This is a genomic window from Phaeacidiphilus oryzae TH49 (genome assembly GCF_000744815.1).
GTDB lineage: Bacteria > Actinomycetota > Actinomycetes > Streptomycetales > Streptomycetaceae > Phaeacidiphilus > Phaeacidiphilus oryzae.
Window position 1 is genome coordinate 930,581 of the sequence record NZ_JQMQ01000005.1, and the last position, 25,010, is coordinate 955,590.

21 protein-coding genes are annotated in these 25,010 nt (G+C 72.3%); 3 read left to right on the plus strand and 18 right to left on the minus strand.

Going from position 1 to position 25,010, the window contains the following annotated elements; translation table 11 throughout:
- Window positions 1-318: 318 nt before the first annotated feature.
- The 3 genes from BS73_RS08545 to BS73_RS08555 are packed head-to-tail and all read right to left on the minus strand — an operon-like array spanning window position 319 to window position 4,154.
- The gene (locus BS73_RS08545; RefSeq protein ID WP_037570812.1) at window positions 319-1,671 is read right to left on the minus strand and encodes a replication-associated recombination protein A; all 1,353 of its coding nucleotides are present in this window, start codon (window positions 1,669-1,671) and stop codon (window positions 319-321) included.
- Between the two features lie 45 nt (window positions 1,672-1,716).
- Window positions 1,717-2,433, minus strand: a complete 717-nt coding sequence (locus BS73_RS08550; RefSeq protein ID WP_037570813.1) for a response regulator — start codon at window positions 2,431-2,433, stop codon at window positions 1,717-1,719.
- Window positions 2,430-4,154: a sensor histidine kinase gene (locus BS73_RS08555; RefSeq protein WP_063836941.1), complete on the minus strand. Its 1,725-nt coding sequence runs from the start codon at window positions 4,152-4,154 to the stop codon at window positions 2,430-2,432. Before BS73_RS08555 ends, BS73_RS08550 begins: the two co-directional genes overlap by 4 nt.
- 166 nt (window positions 4,155-4,320) lie before the next feature.
- On the opposite strand from BS73_RS08555, the gene BS73_RS08560 reads away from it, so the two are divergent.
- Window positions 4,321-5,688, plus strand: a complete 1,368-nt coding sequence (locus BS73_RS08560; RefSeq protein WP_037570817.1) for a cation:dicarboxylate symporter family transporter — start codon at window positions 4,321-4,323, stop codon at window positions 5,686-5,688.
- Between the two features lie 92 nt (window positions 5,689-5,780).
- Here the strand turns inward: BS73_RS08560 and aspS are convergent, their stop codons facing one another.
- From aspS to BS73_RS08575, 3 genes are read right to left on the minus strand one after another with little or no spacing between them, the layout of a single operon-like run.
- On the minus strand, window positions 5,781-7,544 hold the full coding sequence (gene aspS / locus BS73_RS08565; protein WP_037570819.1) for an aspartate--tRNA ligase: 1,764 nt from the start codon (window positions 7,542-7,544) through the stop codon (window positions 5,781-5,783).
- Complete coding sequence (gene hisS / locus BS73_RS08570) at window positions 7,541-8,809, minus strand: histidine--tRNA ligase (protein ID WP_037570821.1); 1,269 nt, start codon at window positions 8,807-8,809, stop codon at window positions 7,541-7,543. The genes aspS and hisS overlap by 4 nt, the downstream gene beginning before the upstream one ends.
- 49 nt (window positions 8,810-8,858) lie before the next feature.
- Window positions 8,859-9,584, minus strand: coding sequence for an MBL fold metallo-hydrolase (locus tag BS73_RS08575; protein WP_037570823.1), 726 nt, complete (start codon window positions 9,582-9,584; stop codon window positions 8,859-8,861).
- Window positions 9,585-9,772: 188 nt separating this feature from the next.
- Between BS73_RS08575 and BS73_RS08580 the strand changes: the two genes are divergently transcribed.
- Together BS73_RS08580 and BS73_RS08585 are read left to right on the plus strand one after the other, a co-directional pair.
- Window positions 9,773-10,618, plus strand: a complete 846-nt coding sequence (locus tag BS73_RS08580) for a peptidylprolyl isomerase (protein WP_037570825.1) — start codon at window positions 9,773-9,775, stop codon at window positions 10,616-10,618.
- Between the two features lie 262 nt (window positions 10,619-10,880).
- Window positions 10,881-12,110: a DUF349 domain-containing protein gene (locus BS73_RS08585; protein ID WP_037570827.1), complete on the plus strand. Its 1,230-nt coding sequence runs from the start codon at window positions 10,881-10,883 to the stop codon at window positions 12,108-12,110.
- 184 nt (window positions 12,111-12,294) lie between these two features.
- Here BS73_RS08585 and BS73_RS08590 read toward each other — a convergent pair whose 3' ends face one another.
- The 12 genes from BS73_RS08590 to BS73_RS08645 form a co-directional block, all read right to left on the minus strand.
- Window positions 12,295-14,811, minus strand: a complete 2,517-nt coding sequence (locus BS73_RS08590; RefSeq protein ID WP_235215353.1) for a RelA/SpoT family protein — start codon at window positions 14,809-14,811, stop codon at window positions 12,295-12,297.
- Window positions 14,812-14,929: 118 nt separating this feature from the next.
- Window positions 14,930-15,478: an adenine phosphoribosyltransferase gene (locus BS73_RS08595; protein WP_037570836.1), complete on the minus strand. Its 549-nt coding sequence runs from the start codon at window positions 15,476-15,478 to the stop codon at window positions 14,930-14,932.
- 33 nt (window positions 15,479-15,511) lie between these two features.
- Window positions 15,512-16,633 carry a protein translocase subunit SecF gene (gene secF / locus BS73_RS08600; RefSeq protein WP_037570837.1) on the minus strand — a complete coding sequence of 374 codons (1,122 nt, stop codon included), beginning with the start codon at window positions 16,631-16,633 and terminating at the stop codon, window positions 15,512-15,514.
- Entirely contained in the window at window positions 16,633-18,387 is a 1,755-nt protein-coding gene (gene secD, locus BS73_RS08605) for a protein translocase subunit SecD (RefSeq protein ID WP_037570839.1), read from the minus strand. The genes secF and secD overlap by 1 nt, the downstream gene beginning before the upstream one ends.
- A gap of 170 nt (window positions 18,388-18,557) precedes the next feature.
- Window positions 18,558-19,043 carry a preprotein translocase subunit YajC gene (gene yajC, locus BS73_RS08610; RefSeq protein WP_051939709.1) on the minus strand — a complete coding sequence of 162 codons (486 nt, stop codon included), beginning with the start codon at window positions 19,041-19,043 and terminating at the stop codon, window positions 18,558-18,560.
- A 189-nt stretch (window positions 19,044-19,232) separates the two neighbouring features.
- Window positions 19,233-20,297, minus strand: coding sequence for a Holliday junction branch migration DNA helicase RuvB (gene ruvB, locus BS73_RS08615; protein ID WP_051939710.1), 1,065 nt, complete (start codon window positions 20,295-20,297; stop codon window positions 19,233-19,235).
- A gap of 49 nt (window positions 20,298-20,346) precedes the next feature.
- Entirely contained in the window at window positions 20,347-20,985 is a 639-nt protein-coding gene (gene ruvA / locus BS73_RS08620; RefSeq protein WP_037570842.1) for a Holliday junction branch migration protein RuvA, read from the minus strand.
- Window positions 20,982-21,563, minus strand: coding sequence for a crossover junction endodeoxyribonuclease RuvC (gene ruvC / locus BS73_RS08625; RefSeq protein WP_051939711.1), 582 nt, complete (start codon window positions 21,561-21,563; stop codon window positions 20,982-20,984). The genes ruvA and ruvC overlap by 4 nt, the downstream gene beginning before the upstream one ends.
- Before the next feature lie 202 nt (window positions 21,564-21,765).
- Entirely contained in the window at window positions 21,766-22,518 is a 753-nt protein-coding gene (locus BS73_RS08630; protein ID WP_037570844.1) for a YebC/PmpR family DNA-binding transcriptional regulator, read from the minus strand.
- Window positions 22,519-22,608: 90 nt separating this feature from the next.
- Complete coding sequence (pdxT, locus tag BS73_RS08635; protein WP_037570847.1) at window positions 22,609-23,223, minus strand: pyridoxal 5'-phosphate synthase glutaminase subunit PdxT; 615 nt, start codon at window positions 23,221-23,223, stop codon at window positions 22,609-22,611.
- A 104-nt stretch (window positions 23,224-23,327) separates the two neighbouring features.
- Window positions 23,328-24,242, minus strand: a complete 915-nt coding sequence (gene pdxS / locus BS73_RS08640; protein WP_037570849.1) for a pyridoxal 5'-phosphate synthase lyase subunit PdxS — start codon at window positions 24,240-24,242, stop codon at window positions 23,328-23,330.
- Window positions 24,243-24,424: 182 nt separating this feature from the next.
- Window positions 24,425-24,967, minus strand: a complete 543-nt coding sequence (locus tag BS73_RS08645; protein WP_037570852.1) for a LemA family protein — start codon at window positions 24,965-24,967, stop codon at window positions 24,425-24,427.
- Window positions 24,968-25,010: the final 43 nt, after the last annotated feature.

Consider the following 25,010-nt stretch of genomic DNA (forward strand, 5'->3'; position numbering starts at 1 on the left):
GATGGCCGGGCACAAAGTGCTTGTACGCTGCGCTTGCGCGCTAGTGGCACCCGAGGGTGCACGACGCTCCCGGAGACTCCTCCCCCTGGGGGAGGGGCTCCCTGAATGACGCCCCGGTGGTGATCCCGCGCGAGGCGGGCCGAGGTGTCTCGCTCGGGCGAGTTTACATGCTCGCGGCGCGAGGCTGCGCCGGGCGGCAACGTGATCACCATTGCCGGGTGCGGCGCCGGGGTGGGCTGGGCGCGCAGTTCCCCGCGCCCCTGATGTGCAGGCCCTTCGGGCCGCGAATCCGGGGCGCGCCCAGCCCGCAACGGCGCGCTACTTCTCGCCCCCCGTGAGTCGCTCCCGCGCCCACGCGACGATGTCCGCGTAGCGGGCCTCCGCGCCGCGCCGGGTAGGCGCGTAGTACTCCCGCCCGTGCACCGCGTCCGGCGCGTACTGCTGGGCCGCGATCCCCTCGGGGAGATCATGCGGGTAGACGTAGCCCTTGCCGTGCCCGAGCCGCTTCGCGCCCGAGTAGTGCGAGTCGCGCAGATGCGGCGGCACCGGCCCGGCCAGCCCCTTCCGCACGTCGCCAAGCGCGGCGTCGATCGCCGTCACCGCCGCGTTCGACTTCGGCGCCAGCGCCAGCGCGATCACCGCCTGGGAGAGGGTGATCCGGGCCTCGGGGAAGCCGATCATCGCCACCGCCTGCGCCGCCGCCACCGCGGTCTGCAGCGCGGTCGGATCGGCCATCCCGATGTCCTCACTGGCCGAGATCATCAGCCGGCGGGCGATGAACCGCGGGTCCTCACCCGCCTCGACCATCCGCGCCAGATAGTGCAGCGCCGCGTCCACGTCGCTGCCGCGGATGGACTTGATCAGCGCCGAGGCGACGTCGTAGTGCTGGTCGCCGTCCCGGTCATAGCGGACCGCCGCCTTGTCCACGGCCTGCTCGACGGTCTCCACGGTGATCTCGTCCGCGCTCTGCGCGATCGCCGAACCGGCCGCCGCCTCCAGCGAGGTCAGCGCGCGCCGGGCGTCCCCGCCGGCGATCCGTACCAGATGGTCCTCGGCGTCCTGGCGGAGCGCCAGCGAGCCGTTGAGGCCGCGCTCGTCGGCCACCGCCCGGCGGAGGAGCTCCCGAACGTCCTTGTCGTCCAGCGACTCCAGGGTCAGCAGCAGCGAGCGGGAGAGCAGCGGCGAGATCACCGAGAAGTGCGGGTTCTCGGTGGTCGCCGCGATCAGCGTGACCCAGCGGTTCTCCACCGCGGGCAGCAGCGAGTCCTGCTGGGCCTTGGAGAAGCGGTGGATCTCGTCCAGGAAGAGCACGGTCTCCCGGCCGCTGCCGCCCACCTCCCGGCGGGCGCCGTCGATGACCGCCCGCACCTCCTTCACCCCCGCGGTGATCGCGGACAGCTCGACGAACCGCCGGTCCGTGGCCTGGCTGATGACGTAGGCGAGGGTGGTCTTGCCGGTGCCGGGAGGGCCCCAGAGGATCACCGAGGAGGTCGCCGCCGGGCCGTCCTGCGCGGCGACCAGCCTGCGCAGCGGTGAGCCGGGGACCAGCAGCCGCCGCTGCCCCGCCACCTCGTCCAGCGTCCGCGGGCGCATCCGGACCGCGAGCGGCGCCCGCCCCGGCTCCCTGCTCTGCCGCTCCTCCGCCGCCGCCAAGAACAGATCCGCTTCCACCCTCCCGACCCTACGCCACGGGTACGACAGACCCGTCCGGCCCGCTCAGGAGGGGGACGGGCGGTAGCAGAGCTCCGGGCGGCCGACCGTGCCGTACTGCGGGGTGCGGACCGCCTGGCCGGTGCTGACCAGGTGTTCGAGGTAGCGCCGGGCGGTGATCCGGGAGACCCCGGTGGTCTCGGCGGCGGCGGCCGCGGTGAGTCCGCCGGCGGAGCCGCGCAGCGCCCGGGCCACCGCGCTGAGGGTGGCCTCGCTCAGCCCCTTGGGCAGGGCGGCCCGCTCGGGGGCCGGCCGGAGGGCGGCGAAGACCTGGTCCACCTCGTGCTGCCCGGCGGCCTCCCGGTCGCCGGCGAGCGACTCGCGGTAGCGGGCGTACCGGGCCAGCCTGTCGTGCAGCGCGGCGGCGCCGAAGGGCTTGAGGAGGTACTGCACCACGCCGAGCGCGGCGGCCTGGCGGACCGTGGCCAGATCGCGCGCGGAGGTGACCGCGAAGATGTCCGCCGCCGCGTCCGGCCGGGCGGCCCGCAGCGCCCGGCAGAGCTGCAGGCCGTGGCCGTCCGGCAGGTAGAGGTCGAGGAGGATCAGCGCGACCGGGCCGCGGTCCAGGAAGCGCCGGGCCTCGGCGAGCGAGTGGGCGATCCCGGCGGTGCGGAAGCCGGGGGCCCGGTCCACGTACTGGGCGTGCGCCTCGGCGGCCAGCGGGTCGTCCTCGACGACGAGCACCGGAAGCTCAAGGGACCCCGGGGGCCGGCCGCCGGTCATCCGCGCACCACCGCCTCGTACCCGGGCAGCGGCAGCGGCTCCGCCGACGTCTGCGTCTGCGTCTGTGGCCGCGACTGCGGCAGCGGCAGCGGCAGCCGGACGGTGACCACCGCGCCGGGAGTCGCCGGGGTCTCCCCCGTGCCGACCTCGACGCGGCCGCCGCCGCGCCGTACCGCCTGGGCGACCAGGGCCAGACCGAGGCCGTGCGCCCCGCCCTCCCCCGGGTCCTTGGTGGTCCAGCCGCGCCGGAAGACCTCCTCGGCGAGGTCGCCGGGGATGCCGGGGCCGCTGTCGGCGACCCGGACCAGCAGCTCGGCGCCGTCCACGCGCAGGGTGACCGTCACGGTGGGGATGCCGGGGTGCCGGCCGGCGCCGAGGATCGCCGCGTCGATGGCGTTGTCGACCAGGTTTCCGAGGATGGTGACCAGATCGCGCGGGTGGGAGTCGGCCGGCAGGCCGTCGTCGACCCGGCTGTCCGCGCTGAGCACCAGGTCCACCCCGCGCTCGGCGGCCTGCGCGGTCTTGCCGAGCAGCAGCGCGGCGAGCACCGGCTCGCGCACCGCGTCGACGACCCGGTCGGCCAGCAGCTGGGTGGCCTCCAGCTCGGCGGTGGCGAAGTCCACCGCCTCGGCGGGACGGCCGAGCTCGATCAGCGAGACGACGGCGTGCAGCCGGTTGGCGGCCTCGTGGGTCTGCGCGGCCAGCGCCTCGGCGAAGCCGCGCGCGGAGTCCAGCTCGCCGGTGAGCGCCTGCAGCTCGGTGTGGTCGCGCAGGGTCACCGCGGTGCCGAAGCCGCCCTCGATCGCCGAGGTGTTGACCAGCAGGACGCGGTCCTCGGTGAGATGCACCTCGTCCCGGACCTGGCGGCCCTCGGCGAGGGCGCGCAGGAGCTCGGGTGGCAGCCGCAGCCCGGCGAGCGGGCGGCCGGTCGGCTCCTCCTCCCGGCCGAGCTCCAGCAGTCCGCGCGCCGCGTCGTTGCAGAGCACCACCCGCTGCTCCCGGTCGAGGAGCAGCAGTCCCTCGCGTACCGAGTGGAGGGTCGCCCGGTGGTAGTCGTACAGATGGCTCAGCTGCCGGGAGTCCATCCCGTGGGTCTGCCGGCGCAGGCGGGCGGTGACCAGGTAGGTGGCCAGTCCGCCCAGCGCGAGGACGGTCAGCGCGGCCAGCACCAGCAGGGCCAGTGGGCTGCGCAGCTGCCGGCTGATCGAGTCCACCGCGATGCCCGCGCCGACCAGCGCGACCACCTGGCCGTGCGCCCCGCGCACCGGGACGACCACCCGGACCGAGGGGCCGAGGGTGCCGGTGTAGGTCTCCCGTACCACGCCGCCGGCCAGCGCGGCGGCCGTGTGGCCGCGGAAGTGCCGGCCGATCTGCGCGGGGTCGGGATGGGTCCAGCGGATGCCCTGCGGGCTCATCACCGTGATCCACTCGACCCGGGCGTCCCCGCGCAGCCGTTCCGTGTACGGCTGGAGCCGGGCGGACGGGTGGGCGGCGGCGGCCGCGGAGAGGACGTCGGGCGAGTCCGCGACCGACTCGGCGACCGACTGGGCGCGGTCCAGGGCGGAGTCCTCGGCCCGGTGCTCGGTGAAGGCGTACGCGAGCCCGGCGCCGAGCGCGACCAGGAGGGTCACGATCAGCACCTGGAGGACGAAGAGCCGGCCGGCGAGGCTGCGGGGGCGCCGGAGGACGGGCCGCCGGCCGGTGAGAGGGGGCACGCGCATGCGAGCCAGTGTGCCCGCCGGCGGGCCGAGAGCCGAAGCGGGCGGCCCGTGAACTCTATGAACAGAACGGTGACGGGCTCGGTCGCCGCCCGGATAGTGCTGTGCGGCCCGCCTCGGGCCTCCCACCCAGGCAGTACCCCGCAGTACCAGGCAAAGGAGCCGCCCGATGACGTCCGCGACGTCCGTTCCGCCGACCGCAGCGCCGAGACGCTCCGGTGGCCGCACCCACTACCTGTACCTGGCCGTCATCGTGGCCGTGGTGGCCGGCATCGTGGTCGGTCTGGCCGCGCCCGGGTTCGCGGTCGCTCTGAAGCCGTTGGGCACCGGGTTCGTCAATCTGATCAAGATGATGATCAGCCCGGTCATCTTCACCACCATCGTCCTCGGCGTGGGCTCGGTGACCAAGGCCGCGAAGGTCGGCAGGGTCGGCGGGCTGGCGCTGGTCTACTTCCTGGTGATGTCGACGGTGGCGCTGGCGATCGGCCTGGTGGTCGGCAATCTGATCGACCCGGGGCACGGACTCCACGTCACCGCCGAGGTCGCCAGGACCGGGCAGTCGCAGGTCGGCACGGAGGGTTCGGGAGCCTCGGACTTCCTCCTCGGGATCATCCCGACCAGCCTCTTCTCCGCGCTGACCGAGGGCCAGGTGCTGCAGACCCTGCTGGTGGCGCTGCTCACCGGGTTCGCGCTGCAGGCCATGGGCAAGACCGGGGAGCCGGTCCTGCGCGGCATCGGGCATCTGCAGAAGCTGGTCTTCCGGATCATGTCGATGATCATGTGGGTGGCTCCGATCGGCGCCTTCGGCGCGATGGCGGGGGTGGTCGGCGCGACCGGCGTCTCCGCCCTCAAGGGGCTCGCGATGGTGCTGGTCGGCTTCTACGTCACCTGCGCGATCTTCGTATTCGTGGTGCTGGGCGCGGTGCTGCGGCTGGTGGCGGGGGTCAACGTCTTCTCGCTGCTGCGGTACCTGGGACGGGAGTTCCTGCTGATCCTGTCGACCTCGTCCTCGGAGAGCGCGCTGCCGCGGCTGATCGCCAAGATGGAGCACCTGGGGGTGAGCCGCCCCGTCGTCGGCATCACGGTCCCGACCGGCTACTCCTTCAACCTGGACGGGACGGCGATCTATCTGACCATGGCCTCGCTCTTCATCGCCGAGGCGATGGGGCGGCCGATGTCGATCGGGCAGCAGATCTCGCTGCTGGTCTTCATGGTGATCGCCAGCAAGGGCGCGGCAGGGGTGACGGGCGCGGGGCTCGCGACGCTGGCGGGCGGCCTGCAGTCGCACCAGCCCGCGCTGGTGGACGGCGTCGGCCTGGTCGTCGGCATCGACCGGTTCATGTCGGAGGCGCGCGCCCTCACCAACTTCGCCGGCAACGCGATCGCGACGGTCGTCGTCGGCCACTGGACCGGCGAGTTCGACCGGTCGCGCGCCCGCGAGGTCCTCTCCGGCGGCCTCCCGTTCGACGAGACGGCGCTCTCCGCCGACGAGGCGACCCCGGAGCCCGAACGCACGCCGGTGCCGGCGCAGGCCTGAGCCCGAAGAACGAACAAGGGGCGCGGGGAACCGCGCGGCCCGCGCGAAACAGCGGGCCGCGCGGTTCCCCGCGCCCCTGAAGGGCCCTGCCGCTACGCCTCCGGCGTCTTCGGCTTGGCGTCGACGCCGGCCTCCTTGCGCTGCGCGGCGGTGATCGGCGTCGGCGCGCCGGTCAGCGGGTCGCCGCCGTTGGAGGTCTTGGGAAAGGCGATGACGTCCCTGATCGTTTCGAATCCGCCGATCGAGGTGACCAGGCGGTCGAGGCCCAGGGCGATGCCGCCGTGCGGCGGCGGGCCGAAGTCGAAGGCGTTGAGGAGGAAGCCGAACTGGTCCTGCGCCTGCTCCTCGCTCAGCCCGATCGCGTCGAAGGCCCGCTTCTGGACGTCCCGCTGGTGGATACGGATCGAGCCGCCGCCGATCTCCGAACCGTTGATGACCAGGTCGTAGGCGTTGGAGAGGGCCGAGCCCGGGTCGGTGTCGAAGGTGTCGAGGGACTCCGCCTTCGGAGCGGTGAACGGGTGGTGCATCGCGTGCCACCCGTTGAAGTTCCCCTTGTCGTCCTCCAGCGGCTCGAACATCGGGAAGTCGACGACCCAGAGGATGCCCCACTGGGACTCGTCGATCAGCCCGCAACGGGCGGCGATCTCCAGCCGGGCCGCGCCCAGCAGCTCCTGGGACGGGGTCTTCTTGCCGGCCGCGAAGAAGATCGCGTCGCCCGGCTCTGCGCCGGTCGCCTGGGCGAGGCCCTTGAGGTGCTCCTCGGAGAGGTTCTTGGCCACCGGGCCGCGCAGCTCCCCGCTCTCCGCGTCGATCAGCACGTAGGCGAGCCCGCGCGCGCCGCGCGCCTTCGCCCAGTCCTGCCAGGCGTCCAGCTGCTTGCGCGGCTGGGAGGCTCCGCCCGGCATCACCACGGCGCCCACGTACGGCGCCTGGAAGACCCGGAACTCGGTGCCGGAGAAGTACTCGGTGAGCTCGGTCAGCTCGTTGCCGAAGCGGATGTCCGGCTTGTCGGAGCCGTAGCGGTCCATCGCCTCGGCGTAGGTCAGGCGCGGCAGCGGCAGCTGGACCTGGTGGTCGAGGAGCTCGCCCCAGAGCCGGGCGACCAACTTCTCGCCCAGCGCCAGGATGTCCTCCTGGTCCACGAACGAGGCCTCGACGTCGAGCTGGGTGAACTCCGGCTGCCGGTCGGCGCGGAAGTCCTCGTCCCGGAAGCAGCGGGCGATCTGGTAGTACTTCTCCATCCCGGCCACCATCAGCAGCTGCTTGAAGAGCTGCGGCGACTGCGGAAGGGCGTACCAGGTGCCGGGCTGCAGACGGACCGGGACCAGGAAGTCGCGGGCGCCCTCGGGGGTGGAGCGGGTCAGGTAGGGGGTCTCGATGTCGAGGTAGCCCTCCTCCTCCATGACCGTGCGGATCACGTGCGAGACGCGGGAGCGCAGCCGCAGCGCCTTGGCCGGGCCCTCCCGGCGCAGGTCCAGGTACCGGTACTTGAGCCGGACCTCCTCGTTGACCGTGCCCGGCTCGTACTCCGCGACCTGGAACGGCAGCGGGGCGGCCTCGGAGAGGACGGTCAGCTCGTCGACCACGACCTCGACGGCGCCGGTCGGGATCTCCGGGTTCTCGTTGCCCTCGGGGCGGACCCGCACGTCGCCGGTGACCTTGACGCAGTACTCGGCGCGCAGGCCGTGCACGGAGTCGAGGTCGCGGACGACGATCTGCACGGTGCCGGAGGCGTCCCGCAGATCGATGAACGCCACACCGCCGTGGTCGCGGCGGCGGGCGACCCAGCCGGCCAGGGTGACGGTGCTGCCGGCGTGCTGCTCGCGCAGCGTGCCCGCGTCGTGCGTGCGGATCACTTGAGCTTCTCCTTCAGGGTGGTGACGAGAGCGTCCAGGGCGACCGGGGTCTGGTCACCGGATTGGAGGTCCTTCAACTGTGCGACGCCGTCGACGAGATCGCGGTCGCCGACGACCACCGCGTACCGGGCCCCCGAGCGGTCGGCCGCCTTCATGGCGCCCTTCACCCCGCGCCCGCCGAACGACAGGTCGGCGCTCAGCCCCTCCCGCCGCAGTGCGGTGACGGCCTCGAAGAGGACGCCTCGGGCCTGCTCGCCCATCGGCACGGCGTAGACGTCGACCCGGGCCGGGGCGGAGAGTTCCACGCCCTCGGCCTTGAGCGCGAGCACCGTGCGGTCCACGCCGAGCGCCCAGCCGACGGACGGCAGGGCCGGTCCGCCGATCATCTCGGAGAGGCCGTCGTACCGGCCGCCGCCGCCGACCGCGGACTGGGCGCCCAGGCCGTCGTAGACGAACTCGAAGGTGGTGCGGGTGTAGTAGTCCAGGCCGCGGACCAGCTTGGGGTCGTCGGTGAACTCCACGCCGGCCGCCGTGAGGAGGGTGCGCACCTGCTCGTGGTAGGCCTTGCAGTCCTCGCAGAGGTAGTCGGCCAGCATCGGCGCGCCGGTCAGCTGGGCCTGCACGGCCTCGCGCTTGTCGTCGAGCACCCGCAGCGGGTTGATGTCGATCCGGCGCCGGGTGTCCTCGTCCAGGTCCAGGCCGCGCAGGAACTCCTGGAGTGCGGTCCGGTAGACCGGGCGGCAGGTGCGGTCGCCGAGGGAGTTGAGCAGCACCCGGAAGTCGTTCAGGCCGAGCGAGCGGTAGGCGTCCGCGGCCAGGGTGATCAGCTCGGCGTCGAGCGCCGGGTCCTCGGCGCCGACCGCCTCCGCGCCGACCTGCCAGAACTGGCGGTAGCGGCCGGCCTGGGGGCGTTCGTAGCGGTACTGGGAGCCGCTGTACCAGACCTTGACCGGCAGGCTGCCCTGGCGGTGGAGGTTGGACTGGAGCACGGCCCGCAGCACCGAGGCGGTGGACTCGGGGCGGAGCGCCAGCTCGTCGCCGCCCTTGGTGGTGAGGGTGTACATCTCCTTGGAGACGATGTCGGTGGACTCGCCGACGCCCCGGGCGAAGAGCCGGACGTCCTCGAAGACCGGCGGCTCGATGTAGCCGTACCCGGCCCGGCGCAGCGGCGCGGCCAGCGCCTCGCGCACCGCGAGCACCGTCTCGGACTCCGGCGGGATCAGGTCGTAGGTGCCCTTCGGGGCGGTGAAGCTGTTGCTGCTCACGGGAGTTGGTCGCCTTCTGCTGCTGTGCTGGGCGTGCTGCTGGGGTACCTCACAGGCCGCGGCGCCGCCCACCGGCGGTGTCCGCGCCGGTGGTATCCGCGCCGGCGCCCGCGACCTGGAGGAGGTACGGGTTGCTGGCGCGCTCGCGGCCGATGGTGGTCTGCGGTCCGTGCCCGGAGAGGACCACGGTCTCGTCCTGGAGGGGCAGGCACACGCGGGCCAGCGAGTCCAGGAGGGCGCTGTGGTCGCCACCGGGCAGGTCGGTGCGTCCGACGGAGCCGGCGAAGAGGAGGTCGCCCGAGAAGAACACCGGGGGCACGTCCCCCGCGGCGGGCGTCCGGAACGTCACCGACCCCTTGGTATGGCCGGGCGCGTGGTCCACGGTCATCCGCAGTCCGGCCAGGGCCAGCTCGGCGCCGTCCTCCAGCAGCCGCAGGTCGTCCGGCTCCCCCACGGTGATCTCGCCCATCAGCTGCTGCCCGATGGCGCGGCCGAGGCCCTTTCCGGGATCGCTCAGCATGTACCGGTCGTCCGGGTGGATCCACGCCGGGACGCCGTGCGCTCCGGCGACCGGGACCACCGAGGCGGTGTGATCGATGTGGCCGTGGGTCAGGACGACCGCCACCGGCTTGAGGCGGTGCTCCCGCAGGGCCTCCTCGACTCCGGCGGCGGCCTGGTGGCCGGGGTCGACGATCACGCACTCCTCCCCGGCGGCCGGGGCGACCAGATAGCAGTTGGTGCCCCAGGCTCCGGCGGGGAACCCGGCGATGAACACGTGACTCCTCGGCTGTCTGATCGGGTGCTGGAGACGGTGAATCCACCGGGAAGCCTACCGGCGGCGCACAGGCGTAAGCGAACCGGTTGGCGCGTCAGCGCCCCCGGAGTCCCCGAAAGCACAGCGTTCGCCCTTACACTCTCGCGCAAAACCGTGATTCGGAATCCTGATCGACAGGGAGTAGGTCCGTGGCCAGCACCGAGAAGCGGCGGCGCGAACTCGCCCGCGCCAAGTATCTGCGCCAGCAGCAGCGCCGGGCGGAAGCCCGCCGCCGCGCCAAGCGCCGCACCGCGGTGATCTCCGGTGTGGCCGCGGTCGTGGTGATCGCCGGGGTCGGCGTATGGGCCGGGGTCAGCGGCGGCAGCAGCTCCTCCGCCTCGGCGGACACCGCCGGCGCCTCGGCGTCCGCCTCCGCCTCCGCCTCGCCGACCAGCGCGCATGTGGCGGGTTGCGGCACCCCGGCCGCCGGCAAGCCCAGCGGCAAGCAGTGGAAGGCCGAGCCGGCGATGTCCGTCGACACCTCGGCGAACTACACCGCCACGCTGAACACCAACTGCGGCGCCATCACCCTCAAGCTGGACGCGGCCAAGGCCCCGCACACCGTCAACTCCTTCGTCTTCCTCACCAAGCAGCACTTCTTCGACCACGTGAAGTGCCACCGGATGACCACCACCGGCATCTACGTGCTGCAGTGCGGCGACCCGACCGGCACCGGCACCGGCGGCCCGGGCTACAAGTTCAAGGACGAGAACCTCACCGCCTTCGGCAAGGCCGGCTCCTCCGGCTCGGTGACCTACCCGGCCGGCACCGTGGCGATGGCCAACTCCGGCGCCGACACCAACGGCAGCCAGTTCTTCCTGGTCTACAAGGACAGCCCGCTGCCGCCCAGCTACACCCCCTTCGGGACGATCACCGGCGGCCTGGACACCATCAAGAAGGTGGCCGCGGCCGGCACCAACAACGCCAACGGCTCGGGCGACGGCTCCCCCCTCCAGCAGGTGGTGATGAACTCGGTTACCACGGTGAAGAGCTGACGCCTCGTCAGTCGATCGCCGGGCGCGCCCCGACCCCGCTCCCGGGCGGTTGCGAAGGGGGCGCGCCGTGGAATTCAGCCGCCGCGGATACGGACAGCACCGGCCGCAGTCGCCTATGTTTGGCGTCGTGTAGGTTTCCATCCCCGGCCGCCGCAGGCCGGACGGCGGGGCGGCGTGGAGCCGGCCGGCCGCGAAGTCAAACGTGGACGGTGTCCAGGGCTCGCCGGTGCGGGCCCTCGGCGCCATGTGGAGGAGGCGCGCTGTGACCAGCGACCCGTGGGGCCGTGTCGACGACGAGGGGACCGTCTACGTCCGGACGGCCGAGGGCGAACGCGTCGTCGGCTCCTGGCAGGCGGGCTCTCCGGAGGAGGCGCTCACCTACTTCAAGCGCAAGTACGAGGGACTCGCCGTCGAGATCGACCTCCTCGACCGGCGGGTGCGCACCACCGACCTGGCCCCCAAGGACGCCCTCACCGCCATCGAGCACATCCGCGGACAGGTCGACGAGGGCCACGCCGTCGGCGACCTGGCCGCCCTGGCCAAGCGCCTGGACGCGCTGGTCGCCGAGGTCGAGCAGCGGCGGGAGCAGCGCAAGGCCGCCCGGGCGAAGGCCCAGGAGGAGGCCCGCGGCGCCAAGCACGAACTCGTCGAAGAGGCCGAGCGGCTGGCCGAGTCCACCCAGTGGCGGGAGGCCGGCGACCGGCTCCGCGCGCTGGTGGACGTCTGGAAGTCGCTGCCCCGGCTCGACCGGAAGACCGACGACGAGCTGTGGCACCGCTTCTCGCACGCCCGCTCGGCGTTCTCCAAGCGCCGCAAGGCGCACTTCGCCGGCCTCGACCAGCAGCGCGAGGAGGCCCGGCTCCGCAAGCTCAAGCTGGTCGAGGAGTCCGAGGCGCTCGCCGACTCCACCGACTGGGGCCCGACCGCCACCCGCTACCGGGAGCTGATGGCCGACTGGAAGGCCGCCGGCCGCGCGCAGCGCGAGGTCGAGGACGAGCTGTGGGCGCGGTTCCGCGGCGCGCAGGACGTCTTCTTCCAGGCGCGCTCGGCGGTCTTCGCCGAGCGGGACGCGGAGCAGCGGGAGAACCAGAAGGCCAAGGAGGAGCTCCTGGTCGAGGCCGAGGCGCTGCTGCCGATCCAGGACCTGAAGACGGCGAAGGCCGGCTACCGGGAGATCGGCGAGCGCTGGGAGGCCATCGGCCACGTCCCGCGGGACGCGCGGCCGAAGCTGGAGAGCCGGCTGCACGCGGTGGAGCGGGCGATCCGGGAGGCGGAGGAGGCCGAGTGGCAGCGGACCAACCCCGAGGCGCGGGCCCGCGCCGAGGGGATGACCGGTCTGCTGGTGGCGGCCGTCGAGAAGCTGGAGTCCCAGATCTCCGCGGCACGCGAGCGCGGCGACGACCGTCGCGTGGCGAAGCTGGAATCCGAGCTGGCGGGCCGCCAGGAGCTTCTTGCGCAGGCGCGCAAGGGGCTGGAGGAGTTCGGCGGCTAGTCGGCCCGAAGGGCCGCATGAGGGGCGCGGGGAACTGCGCGGCCCGCCGCGAACGGCGCCGCACTCGACGACGGAGTCTGGGTTGCAACCCAGTGGTCGTTGCCGGGTGCGGCGCCGTTTCGCGCGGGCCGCGCAGTTCCCCGCGCCCCTGAGTTGCTGCGCAACTCTCGGAGCGCGGAGCGCCCTAGCGCTGCCTTGCCGAGGTGACTCGGTAGACGTCGTAGACGCCCTCGACGCCGCGGACCGCCTTCAGGACGTGCCCCAGGTGCTTGGGGTCGCCCATCTCGAAGGTGAAGCGGGACATCGCGACCCGGTCGCGGGACGTCTGGACCGCCGCCGACAGGATGTTGACGTGCTGGTCCGAGAGCACCCGCGTGACGTCGGACAGCAGGCGCGACCGGTCCAGCGCCTCCACCTGGATCGCCACCAGGAAGACCGACGACTGCGTCGGCGCCCACTCGACGTCGATCATGCGTTCCGGCTGCTGCCGCAGGGAGTCGACGTTGACGCAGTCCTCGCGGTGCACCGAGACCCCGTTGCCGCGCGTCACGAAGCCCACGATCGGGTCGCCGGGGACCGGCGTGCAGCAGCGCGACAGCTTGACCCAGACGTCGTCGACGCCCTTGACCACCACGCCCGGGTCGCCCTTGGGCCGCTCGCGCCGCCCCCGCTGCGGGGACGGGGTGGTGATCTCGGCGATGTCCTCGGTCGCGCCCTCCTCGCCGCCGAGCGCCTGCACCAGCTTCTCGACGATGGTCTGCGCGGAGACGTGGTTCTCGCCGATGGCCGCGTAGAGCGAGGAGATGTCCGGGTAGCGCATCTCGTGCGCCAGGGTGACCAGCGAGTCGCCGGTCAGTATCCGCTGGATCGGCAGGCCCTGCTTGCGCATCGCCCGCGCGATGGCCTCCTTGCCCTGCTCGATCGCCTCCTCGCGGCGCTCCTTGGAGAACCAGGCGCGGATCTTGTTCCGCGCCCGCGGCGACTTGACGAAGCCCAGCCAGTCGCGGGACGGCCCGGCGTTCGGCGCCTTGGAGGTGAAGACCTCCACCAGGTCGCCGTTGTCGAGGGTCGACTCCAGCGGGACGAGGCGCCCGTTGACCCGGGCTCCTATCGTCCGGTGCCCGACCTCGGTGTGGACGGCGTAGGCGAAGTCCACCGGGGTGGCCCCCGCCGGAAGCGCTATCACGTCGCCCTTCGGCGTGAAGACGAAGACCTCGTTGTTGGAGAGGTCGAAGCGGAGCGACTCGAGGAACTCGCCCGGGTCCTCGGTCTCCTTCTGCCAGTCCAGCAGCTGCCGCAGCCAGGCCATCTCGTTGACGGTCTCGGACTTGGCGCCCTTGCCGGTCGGGGTGTCGGTGCGCACCTTGGAGGCGCCGGCCACCGCCTGCTGCTTGTACTTCCAGTGCGCGGCGATGCCGTACTCGGCCCGCCGGTGCATGTCGAAGGTACGGATCTGCAGTTCGACGGGCTTTCCGCCGGGCCCGATGACCGTCGTGTGCAGCGACTGGTACATGTTGAACTTGGGCATGGCGATGTAGTCCTTGAACCGCCCGGGCACGGGGTTCCATCGCGCGTGGATGGTGCCCAGCGCCGCGTAGCAGTCGCGGACGGAGTCGACCAGGACCCGGATGCCCACCAGATCGTAGATCTCGGCGAAGTCCCGGCCCCGCACGATCATCTTCTGGTAGACGGAGTAGTAGTGCTTCGGGCGGCCGGTGACGGTGGCCTTGATCCGGGCCCCGCGCAGGTCCTGCTGCACCTGGTCGGTGACGACGGCCAGGTACTCGTCCCGCTTGGGGGCGCGCTCGGCGACCAGGCGGACGATCTCGTCGTACATCTTGGGGTAGAGGATGGCGAAGGCCAGGTCCTCCAGCTCCCACTTGATGGTGTTCATCCCCAGCCGGTGCGCCAGCGGGGCGTAGATCTCCAGGGTCTCGCGGGCCTTCTTCTCCTGCTTCTCCCGCTTGAGGTAGCGCATGGTGCGCATGTTGTGCAGCCGGTCGGCCAGCTTGATGACCAGCACCCGGGGGTCCTTGGCCATCGCGATGACCATCTTGCGGACCGTCTCGGCCTGCGCGGCCTCGCCGAACTTGACCTTGTCCAGCTTGGTGACGCCGTCCACCAGCATCGCCACGGTGTCGCCGAAGTCCGAGCGCAGCGTGTCGAGCTGGTAGTCGGTGTCCTCGACGGTGTCGTGCAGCAGCCCGGCCTTGAGGGTGGGCTCGTCCATGCCCAGCTCGGCCAGGATGGTGGTGACCGCCAGCGGGTGGGTGATGTACGGGTCGCCGCTCTTCCGCTTCTGGCTGCGGTGCCAGTGGTCGGCCACCCGGTAGGCGCGCTCCAGGTCGCGGAGGTCGGCCTTGGGGTCGTTGCCCCGGACGATCCGGAAGAGCGGTTCGAGCACCGGGTTGAACGTGCTGGTGCGCTGCCCGCCCAGGCGGGCGAGGCGGGCGCGGACGCGGCTGGACTGGGGAGCCTGACGAGGCTGCGTGGCGGGAAGCGCTCCGTTGACCCGGGCACCGCCGTTGCCGCGCACAGCGGGCCGCGCCTCCGGCCCGTCCGCGGCCGGGGCGACGGCGGGGGGCTGGGGCGCGGGGCGCGCTCGGCCGGCGCCGTGCTGTGCGCGGTGGTCTCCCCGGCCGAAGGCTGGGGGCTGGCCTCGTCTGGCAAGGGCACTCCTCGGTGCGAACGGAACTTCCATGGTAGCGAGAGAGGTGGGCGCCGGTGTTCCGGCCACCCACCCCTCACAGCGTCCGCATGGCGAACATGATTCCCAGCCGCCGCCCCTCTCCAGGGGCTCCGGCCCCGGGATCAGGCGCTCAGACCTCCAGCAGCGTCTCCAGCGGGGCGCCCCGCAGGTCGTCCGAGATGCGGGACCGGCCGCCGAGGAAGCCCAGCTCCATAAGGACCACGACGCCGGCCACCTCGACCCCGCGGCACTTGCGCACCAGGTTGAGGGCGGCCCCGACGGTCCCGCCGGTGGCCAGCACGTCGTCGACGATCAGCACCCGGTCACCCGGGGTGAACGCCTCCTGCTGGACCTCCAGCACCGCCTCGCCGTACTCCAGGGCGTACGACTCGCCGTAGACCGGGCCGGGCAGCTTGCCGGCCTTGCGGACCGGGACGAAGCCGGCCCCGGCGGCGTAGGCGGCCGGAGCCGCCAGGATGAACCCTCGTGCCTCCAGACCGACCACCTTGGTCGCCCCCCAGGCCTGGGCGCGGCCCGCGAGCTCCTGGACGAGCGCGGAGAACGCGTTCGCGTCGTCCAGCAGCGGGGTGATGTCCTTGAACATCACGCCCGGCTTGGGGTAGTCCGGGACGTCCCGGATCTTCGCCGCGAGGAGGCTCGCGGTCTCGGCGGTGGTCACGGTGGTTCTCGGCTCTCTTCTCGGCGGACCCGGTCAGTGCCGCTTGCGGCTGGCCCGGTTGCGGTGGACGGGCTGCCGGCGCGGTCCTGCCACCGCCGGCACGGCGTCCTCGGGAGCACCGGCGACGCCGGACCCCTCCGGAACGGTACCCTCCCCGCGCTCGGCCGCCTCGGCGGCCTTCCTCGCGTCGGAGGCCCGGCGGGCGCGGACCCGCTTGGCGAGCGCCTTGAACTCCGGCTGGCGCTCCTTGAGGTCGGCCAGCAGCGGCGTCGCGATGAAGATCGACGAGTAGGTGCCGGCCAGGATGCCGACGAACAGCGCCAGCGCCAGGTCGTTCAGGTCGCTCGCGCCGAGCATGGCCTCGCCGACGAAGAGCATCGCGGCGATCGGCAGCAGGGCCACCAGCGAGGTGTTGATCGACCGGGCCAGGGTCTGGTTGACCGCCAGGTTGGCCGCCTCGCTGTAGGTGATCTTGTTGCCGCTCTCGATCTTCCGGGTGTTCTCCTTGACCTTGTCGAAGACCACGACGGTGTCGTAGAGCGAGTAGCCGAGGATGGTCAGCAGACCGGTGACGGTCGCCGGCGTGACCTGGAAGCCGACCAGGGCGTACACCCCGACCGTGATGACGATGTCGTGGAGCAGCGCGACCAGCGCCGCCACCGCCATCCGCCATTCGAAGGCGATGGCCATGTAGGCCACCACCAGCACCAGGAAGATGATCAGGCCCTCGACGGCCTTGTGGGTGATCTGCGAGCCCCAGCTCGGGCCGACCACCTGGGTGGCCACCGAGCTGACCGGCACGTTGAGGTCCGTGGCCAGCGCGTCCTGCACCTGGTGGGCCTTGGCCGAGTCCAGGCTGCCGACCTGGATCCGCAGGTCGCCGTTGCTCTGGGTCTGGACGATCGGGTCGCCGCCGGAGACCTTGGCCACGTCCGAGCGGACCTGCTCGGTCGAGATCGTGTGCGCGGGCTTCACGGTGAAGACCGCCCCGCCCTTGAACTCGATGCCGTAGTTGAGGCCGCGGAAGAGGAGACCGCAGCCCGCGAGCACGATGATCAGGACGGAGATCCCGTACCAGACCTTCTGCCGGCCGACGAAGTCGAAGGAGACTTCCCCGCGGTGCAGCCGGGCACCGAAATGGCCGAGCCTGGACATCAGGCCTCCTTGGCTTCGGTCGAGGTGGAACCCGCCGAGCCGCGGCCGGAGAGGCGGCGGCCGAGGGGCGAACGGGTCTTCTTTGCGCCCAGCCGCTGCGGGTCCACTCCGGACCACGGGTGGCCGCTGGTGAAGAACTTCCGCCGGGACGCCAGGGTGACCACCGGCTTGGTGAAGAGGAACACCACCATGACGTCGATGACCGTGGTCAGCCCGAGGGTGAAGGCGAAGCCCTTCACGTCGCCCACCGTGACCAGGTAGATCACCACGGCGGCGAGGAGGGTGACGAAGTCGGAGACCAGGATGGTGCGCCGGGCCCTGGTCCAGCCGTGCTGGACGGCCGGGCGGAGGCTTCTGCCCTCGCGCAGCTCGTCGCGGAGCCGCTCGAAGAAGACCACGAAGGAGTCCGCCGTGATACCGATCGCGATGATCGCACCGGCGATGCCCGGCAGGCTGAGGGTGAAGCCCATCAGCGGGCCGAGGAGCACCATCGCCTCGTAGTTGAGGACCGCGGTGAGCGCCAGGGAGCCGATCGCGATGACGCCCAGCATCCGGTAGTAGAGCAGCAGGTAGATCATCACCAGCACCAGGCCGACGCCGCCGGCGACCAGGCCCACCGTCAGCTGGTCGCCGCCGAGGCTGGCGGAGACGGTGTTCACCGAGGACTGCTGGAAGTCCAGCGGCAGCGCGCCGAAGCTCAGCACGTTGGCCAGGTTCTGCGCGTCCTGCTGGGTGAAGTTGCCGGTGATCTGCGCCTGCCCGCCGGTGATCGCCGAGGAGACGTACGGCGAGGAGACCACCTGTCCGTCCATCACGATGGCGAACTGGTTCTGCGGGGTCTGCTGGGTGGCCAGCTTGGCGGTGGTGTCCGAGAACTGCTTGGAGCCCTTGGACTTGAGGTTCAGGTTGACCTGCCAGCCGGTGCCGGTCGAGGTGTTGAGGGTGGCCGAGGCGCCGGAGATCTGGTCGCCGTTCACCGCGACCGGGCCGAGCGCGTACTTGTACCAGACACCGCTCTGGGCGTCCTGGGAGCAGGCGACGGCGTCGGCGGTGGTGGAGGTCTGGTAGTCGATCCGCGACTTGGGGTTGGAGCAGTCCAGCGCGGTGAACGCCTTGTCCAGGCCGTCCGGGACGGTGCCGGCCACGGAGGAGGTGGCCGGGGCGGAGGCGGCGGCCGCGGGCGGGCTCGACGCGGCGGCCTTGGCCGAGGATCCGGCGGTCGGCGTCGCGGCGGCCTTCTCCAGGCCGGAGCTGACCGCCTTCCCCTGCGGGCTGGCGGAGGCCTTCGCCGAGGGGCTGCCGGAGGGGTGGGCCTTGGCCGAGCTGGAGGCGCTCGGGCTGGAACCGGAGCTCGCGGCGCCGCTGGCGGCCTCGGCGAGCACCGGGCGGAAGTACAGCTTCGCCGTCTTGCCGACCTCGTCGGCGGCGCTCTGGTTGTTCTCACCCTTGGGGATGGACACCACGATGGTGTCGCTGCCCTGGGTCTGCACCGTCGCCTCGGACACACCGAAGGCGTTGACCCGCTCGTTGATGATGTTCGTGGCGATCGCCATATTGCTGGCGTTGACCGCCTTCGGGTCCTTCGACGTGGCGGTCAGCGTGACGCTGGTACCGCCCGCGAGGTCGATGCCGAGCCGCGGGGTCTTGTGGCCGGTGCCGAACATCACGGCCGCCAAGGCGACCGCGACGACCAGGATCAGGCCCAGCGCCCGTCCCGGCTTCCCGTCCCTTGGACGGGACTTGGGTGATGCCACCTTCTCGTCTCTCCCTGTCCGTGCCGCACCGCGCCTCACTCCCCGGGCGCGCGGCCGTCGCCGTGGACCGGAGGACCGGGATGGACGGGGACGGGGGACACGCAGGGAGCGGAAGCGCGGCGGGCGGAATTCTCCTGCCGTGGGCCCTGCCGCGGGGGCCGGGGATCGCGTTACTTGCTGACGGACTCCTGGTCCTTCTTCGCCTCGTCGGCGGGCTCCGCGACGGCCTTGTCCGCCTCGGCGACGACGACGGCGTCCTGCTCGTCCTTGGCCGCGGGGGCCTCGGCGGCGGGCTCGGCGGCCTCGTCGTCGGCCGCGGTCCCGTCGGCGGCCTCGGTCTCGGCCTCGACCTCGTCGGCGGCCGCGGGCGGCTCGACGCGGTTCACGATGCGCTCGTACTCGGCCGAGTCGAGGACCGCGGCGATGGCGTTCTTGGCGAAGTGGACGTGGACGTCCTCGTCGATCTCGAGCTCGACGGTCTCGTCGTGCACCTCGACGACGCGGCCGTAGAGGCCGCCGATGGTACGCACGCCGGCGCCGGGCTCCATGGTGTTCCGCATCTGCTGCTGCTGGCGCTGCTTGTTCTTCGCCGAGCGGGTCATGAGGAACATCACGCCGACGATCAGAATCAGCGGAATCAGGGTGGCAATACTCACGGCTTGACAGGGTCCTTTACAAGGCCGCTACTCGGCGACCGGTGTATGCGGTTGGCCGGCCTCGTTCGGGACGGCATCGGCGGAGTCTAGGGGCTCCGTCTTGGTCGGACAACGCCAAGCATGTCATCCAGGTTCCATGAATGGCGAGTCCCTGCACGGTGATGTCCGACCAATCGCTCGTCCGTGAAGCTACTCGGAGACCTCCGGAGAGCCGCTCGCCTGGTCGAACAGGGTGTCCTGCGGGCGCGGCGGCGACACGCCGAGATGCCGCCAGGCCGCCGCGGTGGCGACCCGGCCGCGGGGGGTGCGGGCCAGCAGGCCCTCCCGGACCAGGAAGGGCTCGGCGACCTCCTCGACCGTCTCGCTCTCCTCCCCCACCGCCACGGCCAGGGTGGAGAGGCCCACCGGGCCGCCGTTGAAGAGCCGCAACAGGGCGGCGAGCACGGCCCGGTCCAGGCGGTCCAGGCCGCGCTGGTCCACCTCGTAGACCTCCAGCGCGGCGGCCGCGATCTTCCGGGTGACCCGGCCGTCGTGCTTGACCTGGGCGTAGTCGCGGACCCTGCGCAGCAGGCGGTTGGCGATCCGGGGGGTGCCGCGGGAACGGCCGGCGATCTCGGCGGCGCCTTCGGCGTCGATCTCCACGTCGAGCAGGCTGGAGGAGCGGTGGATCACCCGTTCCAGCTCGGCGGGGGCGTAGAACTCCATATGGCCGGTGAAGCCGAAGCGGTCGCGCAGCGGCGGTGGCAGCAGGCCGGCCCGGGTGGTCGCGCCGACCAGGGTGAACGGCGGGAGCTCCAGCGGGATGGCGGTGGCGCCGGGGCCCTTGCCGACCACCACGTCGACCCGGAAGTCCTCCATCGCCATGTAGAGCATCTCCTCGGCGGGCCGGGACATCCGGTGGATCTCGTCGAGGAAGAGCACCTCGCCCTCGGTCAGCGAGGAGAGGATCGCGGCCAGGTCGCCGGCGTGCTGGATGGCCGGACCCGAGGTGATCCGGATCGGGGCGTTCATCTCCGCCGCGATGATCATCGAGAGGGTGGTCTTGCCGAGTCCGGGCGGGCCGGACAGCAGGACGTGGTCCGGGGTGGCGCCGCGCGCCCGGGCCGCCTGGAGCACCAGCGAGAGCTGCTCGCGGACCCGCTCCTGGCCGATGAACTCGTCCAGGTCGCGCGGGCGGAGCGCCGCCTCGACCGCGCGGTCCTCGCCGTCGGCGGCGGCGGCGACGAGTCGGTCGGCGTCCTCGAACGGGCTCATGCGGCGGAACTCCCAAGGGTGGTGACGGTGCGTCAGTCGGCGCCGGCGGTCAGCGGGTGCGGTTGAGGCTGCGGAGGGCCGAGCGGAGGAGGACGCCCACGTCCGGCTCGTCCGCCCCCTCGGCCTCGGGGGCCACCAGGCCGATCGCCGCCTCCGCCTCCTTGGGCTGGTAGCCCAGGCCGACCAGGGCCTGGTGGAGCTGCTCGTGCCACGGGGCCGGGCCGGCGGCGACGGCCGCCGAGCCGTTGGCGGCGACGCGGGAGGCGGGGACGGCACCGGTGCCGTGCGGGGCGCCGATCCGGTCCTTGAGCTCCAGGAGGAGCTTCTGGGCGCCCTTCTTGCCGATGCCGGGGACGGCGGTCAGCGCCTTCTCGTCCTGCTGGGCGACGGCCACCCGGAGGGCCTCGGGGCTGTGGACGGCGAGCATCGCCTGGGCGAGCCGGGGGCCGACGCCGCTGGCGGTCTGCAGCAGCTCGAAGGTCTGCCGCTCGTCGTCGTCGGCGAAGCCGTAGAGGGTGAGCGAGTCCTCGCGGACCACGAGGGAGGTGGCGAGGCGGGCGGGCTCGCCGACGCGGAGCCGGGCGATGGTGTCCGGAGTGCACTGGACGGCCATCCCGACGCCGCCGACCTCGATGACGGCGGTTCCGGGGCCGACCGCGGCGACCGGGCCGCTGACGAACGCGATCACTGGCGGGCCTCCCTGGCGGGGGTTCGGGTGGTTCCGGTGTAGCGGGGGATCTGGGGCGGCCGGCCCGACCGGTGCGCCTCCACGGCCTCGGCCAGGCGGTTGGTGGTGCCGCCGCGCCACAGATGGCAGATGGCGAGGGCGAGGGCGTCGGCGGCGTCGGCCGGCTTGGGCGGGGCGTCCAGTCGGAGCAGTCGGGTCACCATGGCCCCCACCTGCGCCTTCTCAGCGCGGCCCGAGCCGGTGACGGCGGCCTTGACCTCGCTCGGGGTGTGGAGGGCGACGGGGAGGCCGCGGCGGGCCGCGCAGAGCATGGCGGTGGCGCTGGCCTGGGCGGTGCCCATCACCGTGCGGACGTTGTGCTGGGCGAAGACCCGCTCGATGGCCACGGCGTCCGGGCGGTGCGCGTCCAGCCAGGCCTCCAGCTCGCGCTCGATGGCCAGCAGGCGGAGGGGGACCTCGTCGGCGGCGGGGGTGCGGATGACGCCGACGGCGACCATGGCGAGGCGGCGGGCGGGGCCGCCTTCGACGACGCCGATGCCGCAGCGGGTCAGGCCGGGATCCACGCCGAGTACTCGCATGTGGTGAGCGTAGCCGCTGGCACTGACAGCTTTGCAGGTGGCACGCGATTCCCCGGGGCCCTTCCCGCACCGGATCCGCGCGGCACGGGCGGCAGCTGACGGATCGTCGGCGGGTGCGGGTGGGTGGTCGGCCGGGCGCGCAGTACCCCGCGCCCCTGATCCGCTAGGCGGATCCGGGGCGCCCCGAACGCGGCGCCGGCGCCTACGCGTCCAGCTTCTCCATGATGTCGTCGGAGACGTCGAAGTTGGCGAAGACGTTCTGGACGTCGTCGGAGTCCTCGAGGGCGTCGATCAGCTTGAAGATCTTGCGGGCGCCGTCCTCGTCGAGGGGGACCTGCACCGAGGGGACGAAGTTGGCGTCCGCCGAGTCGTAGTCGATGCCGGCCGCCTGGAGGGCCGTCCGCACCGCGACCATGTCGGACGCCTCGGAGACCACCTCGAAGGAGTCGCCCAGGTCGTTGACCTCCTCGGCGCCCGCCTCCAGGACCGCGTCCAGCACCGCGTCCTCGCTCAGCTCGCCCTTGGGGACGATGATGATGCCCTTGCGGGTGAAGAGGTAGGAGACCGAACCCGGGTCGGCCATCGAGCCGCCGTTGCGGGTCATCGCGACGCGGACCTCGGAGGCCGCGCGGTTGCGGTTGTCGGTGAGGCACTCGATCAGCACCGCCACGCCGTTCGGGCCGTAGCCCTCGTACATGATGGTCTGGTACTCGGCGCCGCCGGCCTCCTCGCCCGAGCCGCGCTTGACGGCGCGGTTGATGTTGTCGTTCGGGACCGAGGACTTCTTGGCCTTCTGGATGGCGTCGTAGAGAGTCGGGTTGCCCTCCGGGTCGCCGCCGCCCATCCGGGCCGCGACCTCGATGTTCTTGATCAGCTTCGCGAAGAGCTTGCCTCGCTTGGCGTCGATCACGGCCTTCTTGTGCTTGGTGGTAGCCCACTTGGAGTGGCCGGACATCGACAGCTCCCTACAACGTCGTCAGTGTCAGCAGATTGAACAGGAGAGATCCTACCGGTGGCGGGGCCCCGCCCCGAACGACCGGCGAGGTCAGCGCGCCTGAGCCCGCACCAGATCGGCGAAGTAGGCGTGGACCCGCAGGTCACCGGTGAGTTCGGGATGGAACGAGGTGGCCAGCAGGGAGCCCTGCCGGACCGCCACGATCCGGCCCTTCGCCGGACCGCTCGCGACCGAGGCGAGCACCTCGACTCCCTCGCCGACGGTCTCGACCCAGGGAGCCCGGATGAACACCCCGTGCAGCGGGCCGCCGTCCAGGCCGCGGAAGTCTATCGGCGCCTCGAAGGACTCGTTCTGCCGGCCGAAGGCGTTCCGACGGACCGTCATGTCGATGCCGCCGACGGTCTGCTGGTCCTCGCGGCCGTCCAGGATCCGGTCGGCCAGCATGATCATACCGGCGCAGGAGCCGTAGACCGGCATGCCGTCCGCGACCCGCTTGCGCAGCGGCTCCATCAGGCCGAAGTTCAGGGCGAGCTTGGACATCGTGGTGGACTCGCCGCCCGGGATCACCAGGCCGTCGACCTCGGCCAGCTCATCCGGCCGGCGGACCGGCCGGGCCACCGCGTCGGCCTCGGCCAGGGCCGAGGCGTGTTCGCGGACGTCGCCCTGGAGGGCCAGGACTCCGATGACTGGGGTGGTCGTGCTCACGGATCATCACCTTGCAGAGGAGAACGGTTCGGTAGGGGCGGCGGCGGACGTGCGAGGCGGGGAACCGGAACCCGGTTCCCCGCCTGCGGCACGTCCGGTCGCGATTACCAGCCGCGGTTGGCGTAGCGCTCGGTCTCGGGCAGCTCGTCGCAGTTGATGCCGACCATGGCCTCGCCCAGGTTGCGGGACGCGTCCGCGATCACCTTCGGGTCGTCGTAGAAGGTGGTGGCCTTGACGATGGCCTCGGCGCGCTTGGCCGGGTCGCCGGACTTGAAGATGCCGGAGCCGACGAAGACGCCCTCGGCGCCCAGCTGACGCATCAGCGCCGCGTCCGCCGGGGTGGCCACGCCGCCCGCGGAGAACAGCACCACCGGCAGCTTGCCGAGCTCGGCGACCTCCTTGACCAGCTCGTACGGGGCGCGGAGCTCCTTGGCGGCGGCGTACAGCTCGTTGTTGTCCAGCGCGCGCAGGCGGCCGATCTCGCCCTTGATCTGGCGGAGGTGGCGGACCGCCTCGACGACGTTGCCGGTGCCGGCCTCGCCCTTGGAGCGGATCATGGCCGCGCCCTCGGCGATCCGGCGCAGGGCCTCGCCCAGGTTGGTGGCACCGCAGACGAAGGGGGTGGTGAAGGCGAACTTGTCGGAGTGGTTCACCTCGTCGGCCGGGGTCAGCACCTCGGACTCGTCGATGTAGTCCACGCCGAGCGCCTGCAGCACCTGGGCCTCGACGAAGTGGCCGATCCGGGACTTCGCCATGACCGGGATCGAGACGGCGTTGATGATGCCCTCGATCATGTCCGGGTCGGACATCCGGGCCACGCCGCCGTCCTTGCGGATGTCGGCGGGGACCCGCTCCAGCGCCATGACCGCGACGGCACCGGCGTCCTCGGCGATCTTGGCCTGCTCGGGGGTGACGACGTCCATGATCACGCCGCCCTTGAGCTGCTCGGCCATGCCGCGCTTGACGCGGGCGGTGCCGATCTCAGGCTGGTCGGAGCTGACGGAGGGGGTGGTGGACACGGAGGACCTCACTGGGAGACGTTGCGGTGCTTGCTCGATGGCCGGCGACCTGCCGTATGGGCATAGGGCCGTATGAGCCCATGGTAGGCCCGGCCCGACGATAACCCACCCGACGGAGTGTCCAGGTCAGCGGGTGTGGGCTGCCGGAGTGGAGGAAACCCGGGGCGGTGCGGCGGGGGCCGTCAGGCGTCCGGTTCGAGCCCCGCGGGGACCTCGTCGTCCATCTCGAAGGCCATCGGGGAGGGGGCGTGCCCGGCCAGCCGCAGGTAGCGGACCAGGCGGTGCCGGCGGACCTGGCGGGCGGCGCGGACCGCGTCGTTGTGGAAGCGGCGGGCCATCGCCACCCGGCGGACCGCGGAGGTGAGGTCGGTCAGCGCCTCCTGCCCGCCGGGCAGTTCCCGCAGCGCCTCGGCCTCGGCGCGGTCGTCGAAGACCGCGCGGAGCGCCTGGGAGAGCTCGCTCTCGGCGACCTCCCTGGTCTCCCGGTCCGCGGTGGCCTGGCGGGCGTGGTGGGCGGCCTGCTGGAGGACGAGCGAGGAGGCGGGGTCGAGCAACTGGGTGGTCGCCAGCTCCTGGGTGACGGCCGCCCGGCGGAGCAGCTGGGCGTCCAGGGCGGCGCGGGCGGCGTCGATCCGGGCGTGGAGGCGGTCCAGGCGCCCGGCCGTCCAGGAGAGGTAGAGGCCGAAGGCGACGATGACGACCGCGACCCAGATCCAGTTGCTCACGGCGGGGCAGCTTAGCTGATCGCGCGCGGCTCCCCCGCGCCCG

Bases quoted from the DNA above. Each gene is read 5' to 3' on its own strand.
- BS73_RS08550 (WP_037570813.1), bottom strand. From the start codon at position 2,433: ATGACCGGCGGCCGGCCCCCGGGGTCCCTTGAGCTTCCGGTGCTCGTC.
- BS73_RS08555 (WP_063836941.1), bottom strand. From the start codon at position 4,154: ATGCGCGTGCCCCCTCTCACCGGCCGGCGGCCCGTCCTCCGGCGCCCC.
- BS73_RS08560 (WP_037570817.1), top strand. From the start codon at position 4,321: ATGACGTCCGCGACGTCCGTTCCGCCGACCGCAGCGCCGAGACGCTCC.
- BS73_RS08590 (WP_235215353.1), bottom strand. From the start codon at position 14,811: ATGGAAGTTCCGTTCGCACCGAGGAGTGCCCTTGCCAGACGAGGCCAG.
- secF (WP_037570837.1), bottom strand. From the start codon at position 16,633: ATGTCCAGGCTCGGCCATTTCGGTGCCCGGCTGCACCGCGGGGAAGTC.
- ruvB (WP_051939710.1), bottom strand. From the start codon at position 20,297: ATGAGCCCGTTCGAGGACGCCGACCGACTCGTCGCCGCCGCCGCCGAC.
- ruvC (WP_051939711.1), bottom strand. From the start codon at position 21,563: ATGCGAGTACTCGGCGTGGATCCCGGCCTGACCCGCTGCGGCATCGGC.
- BS73_RS08630 (WP_037570844.1), bottom strand. From the start codon at position 22,518: ATGTCCGGCCACTCCAAGTGGGCTACCACCAAGCACAAGAAGGCCGTG.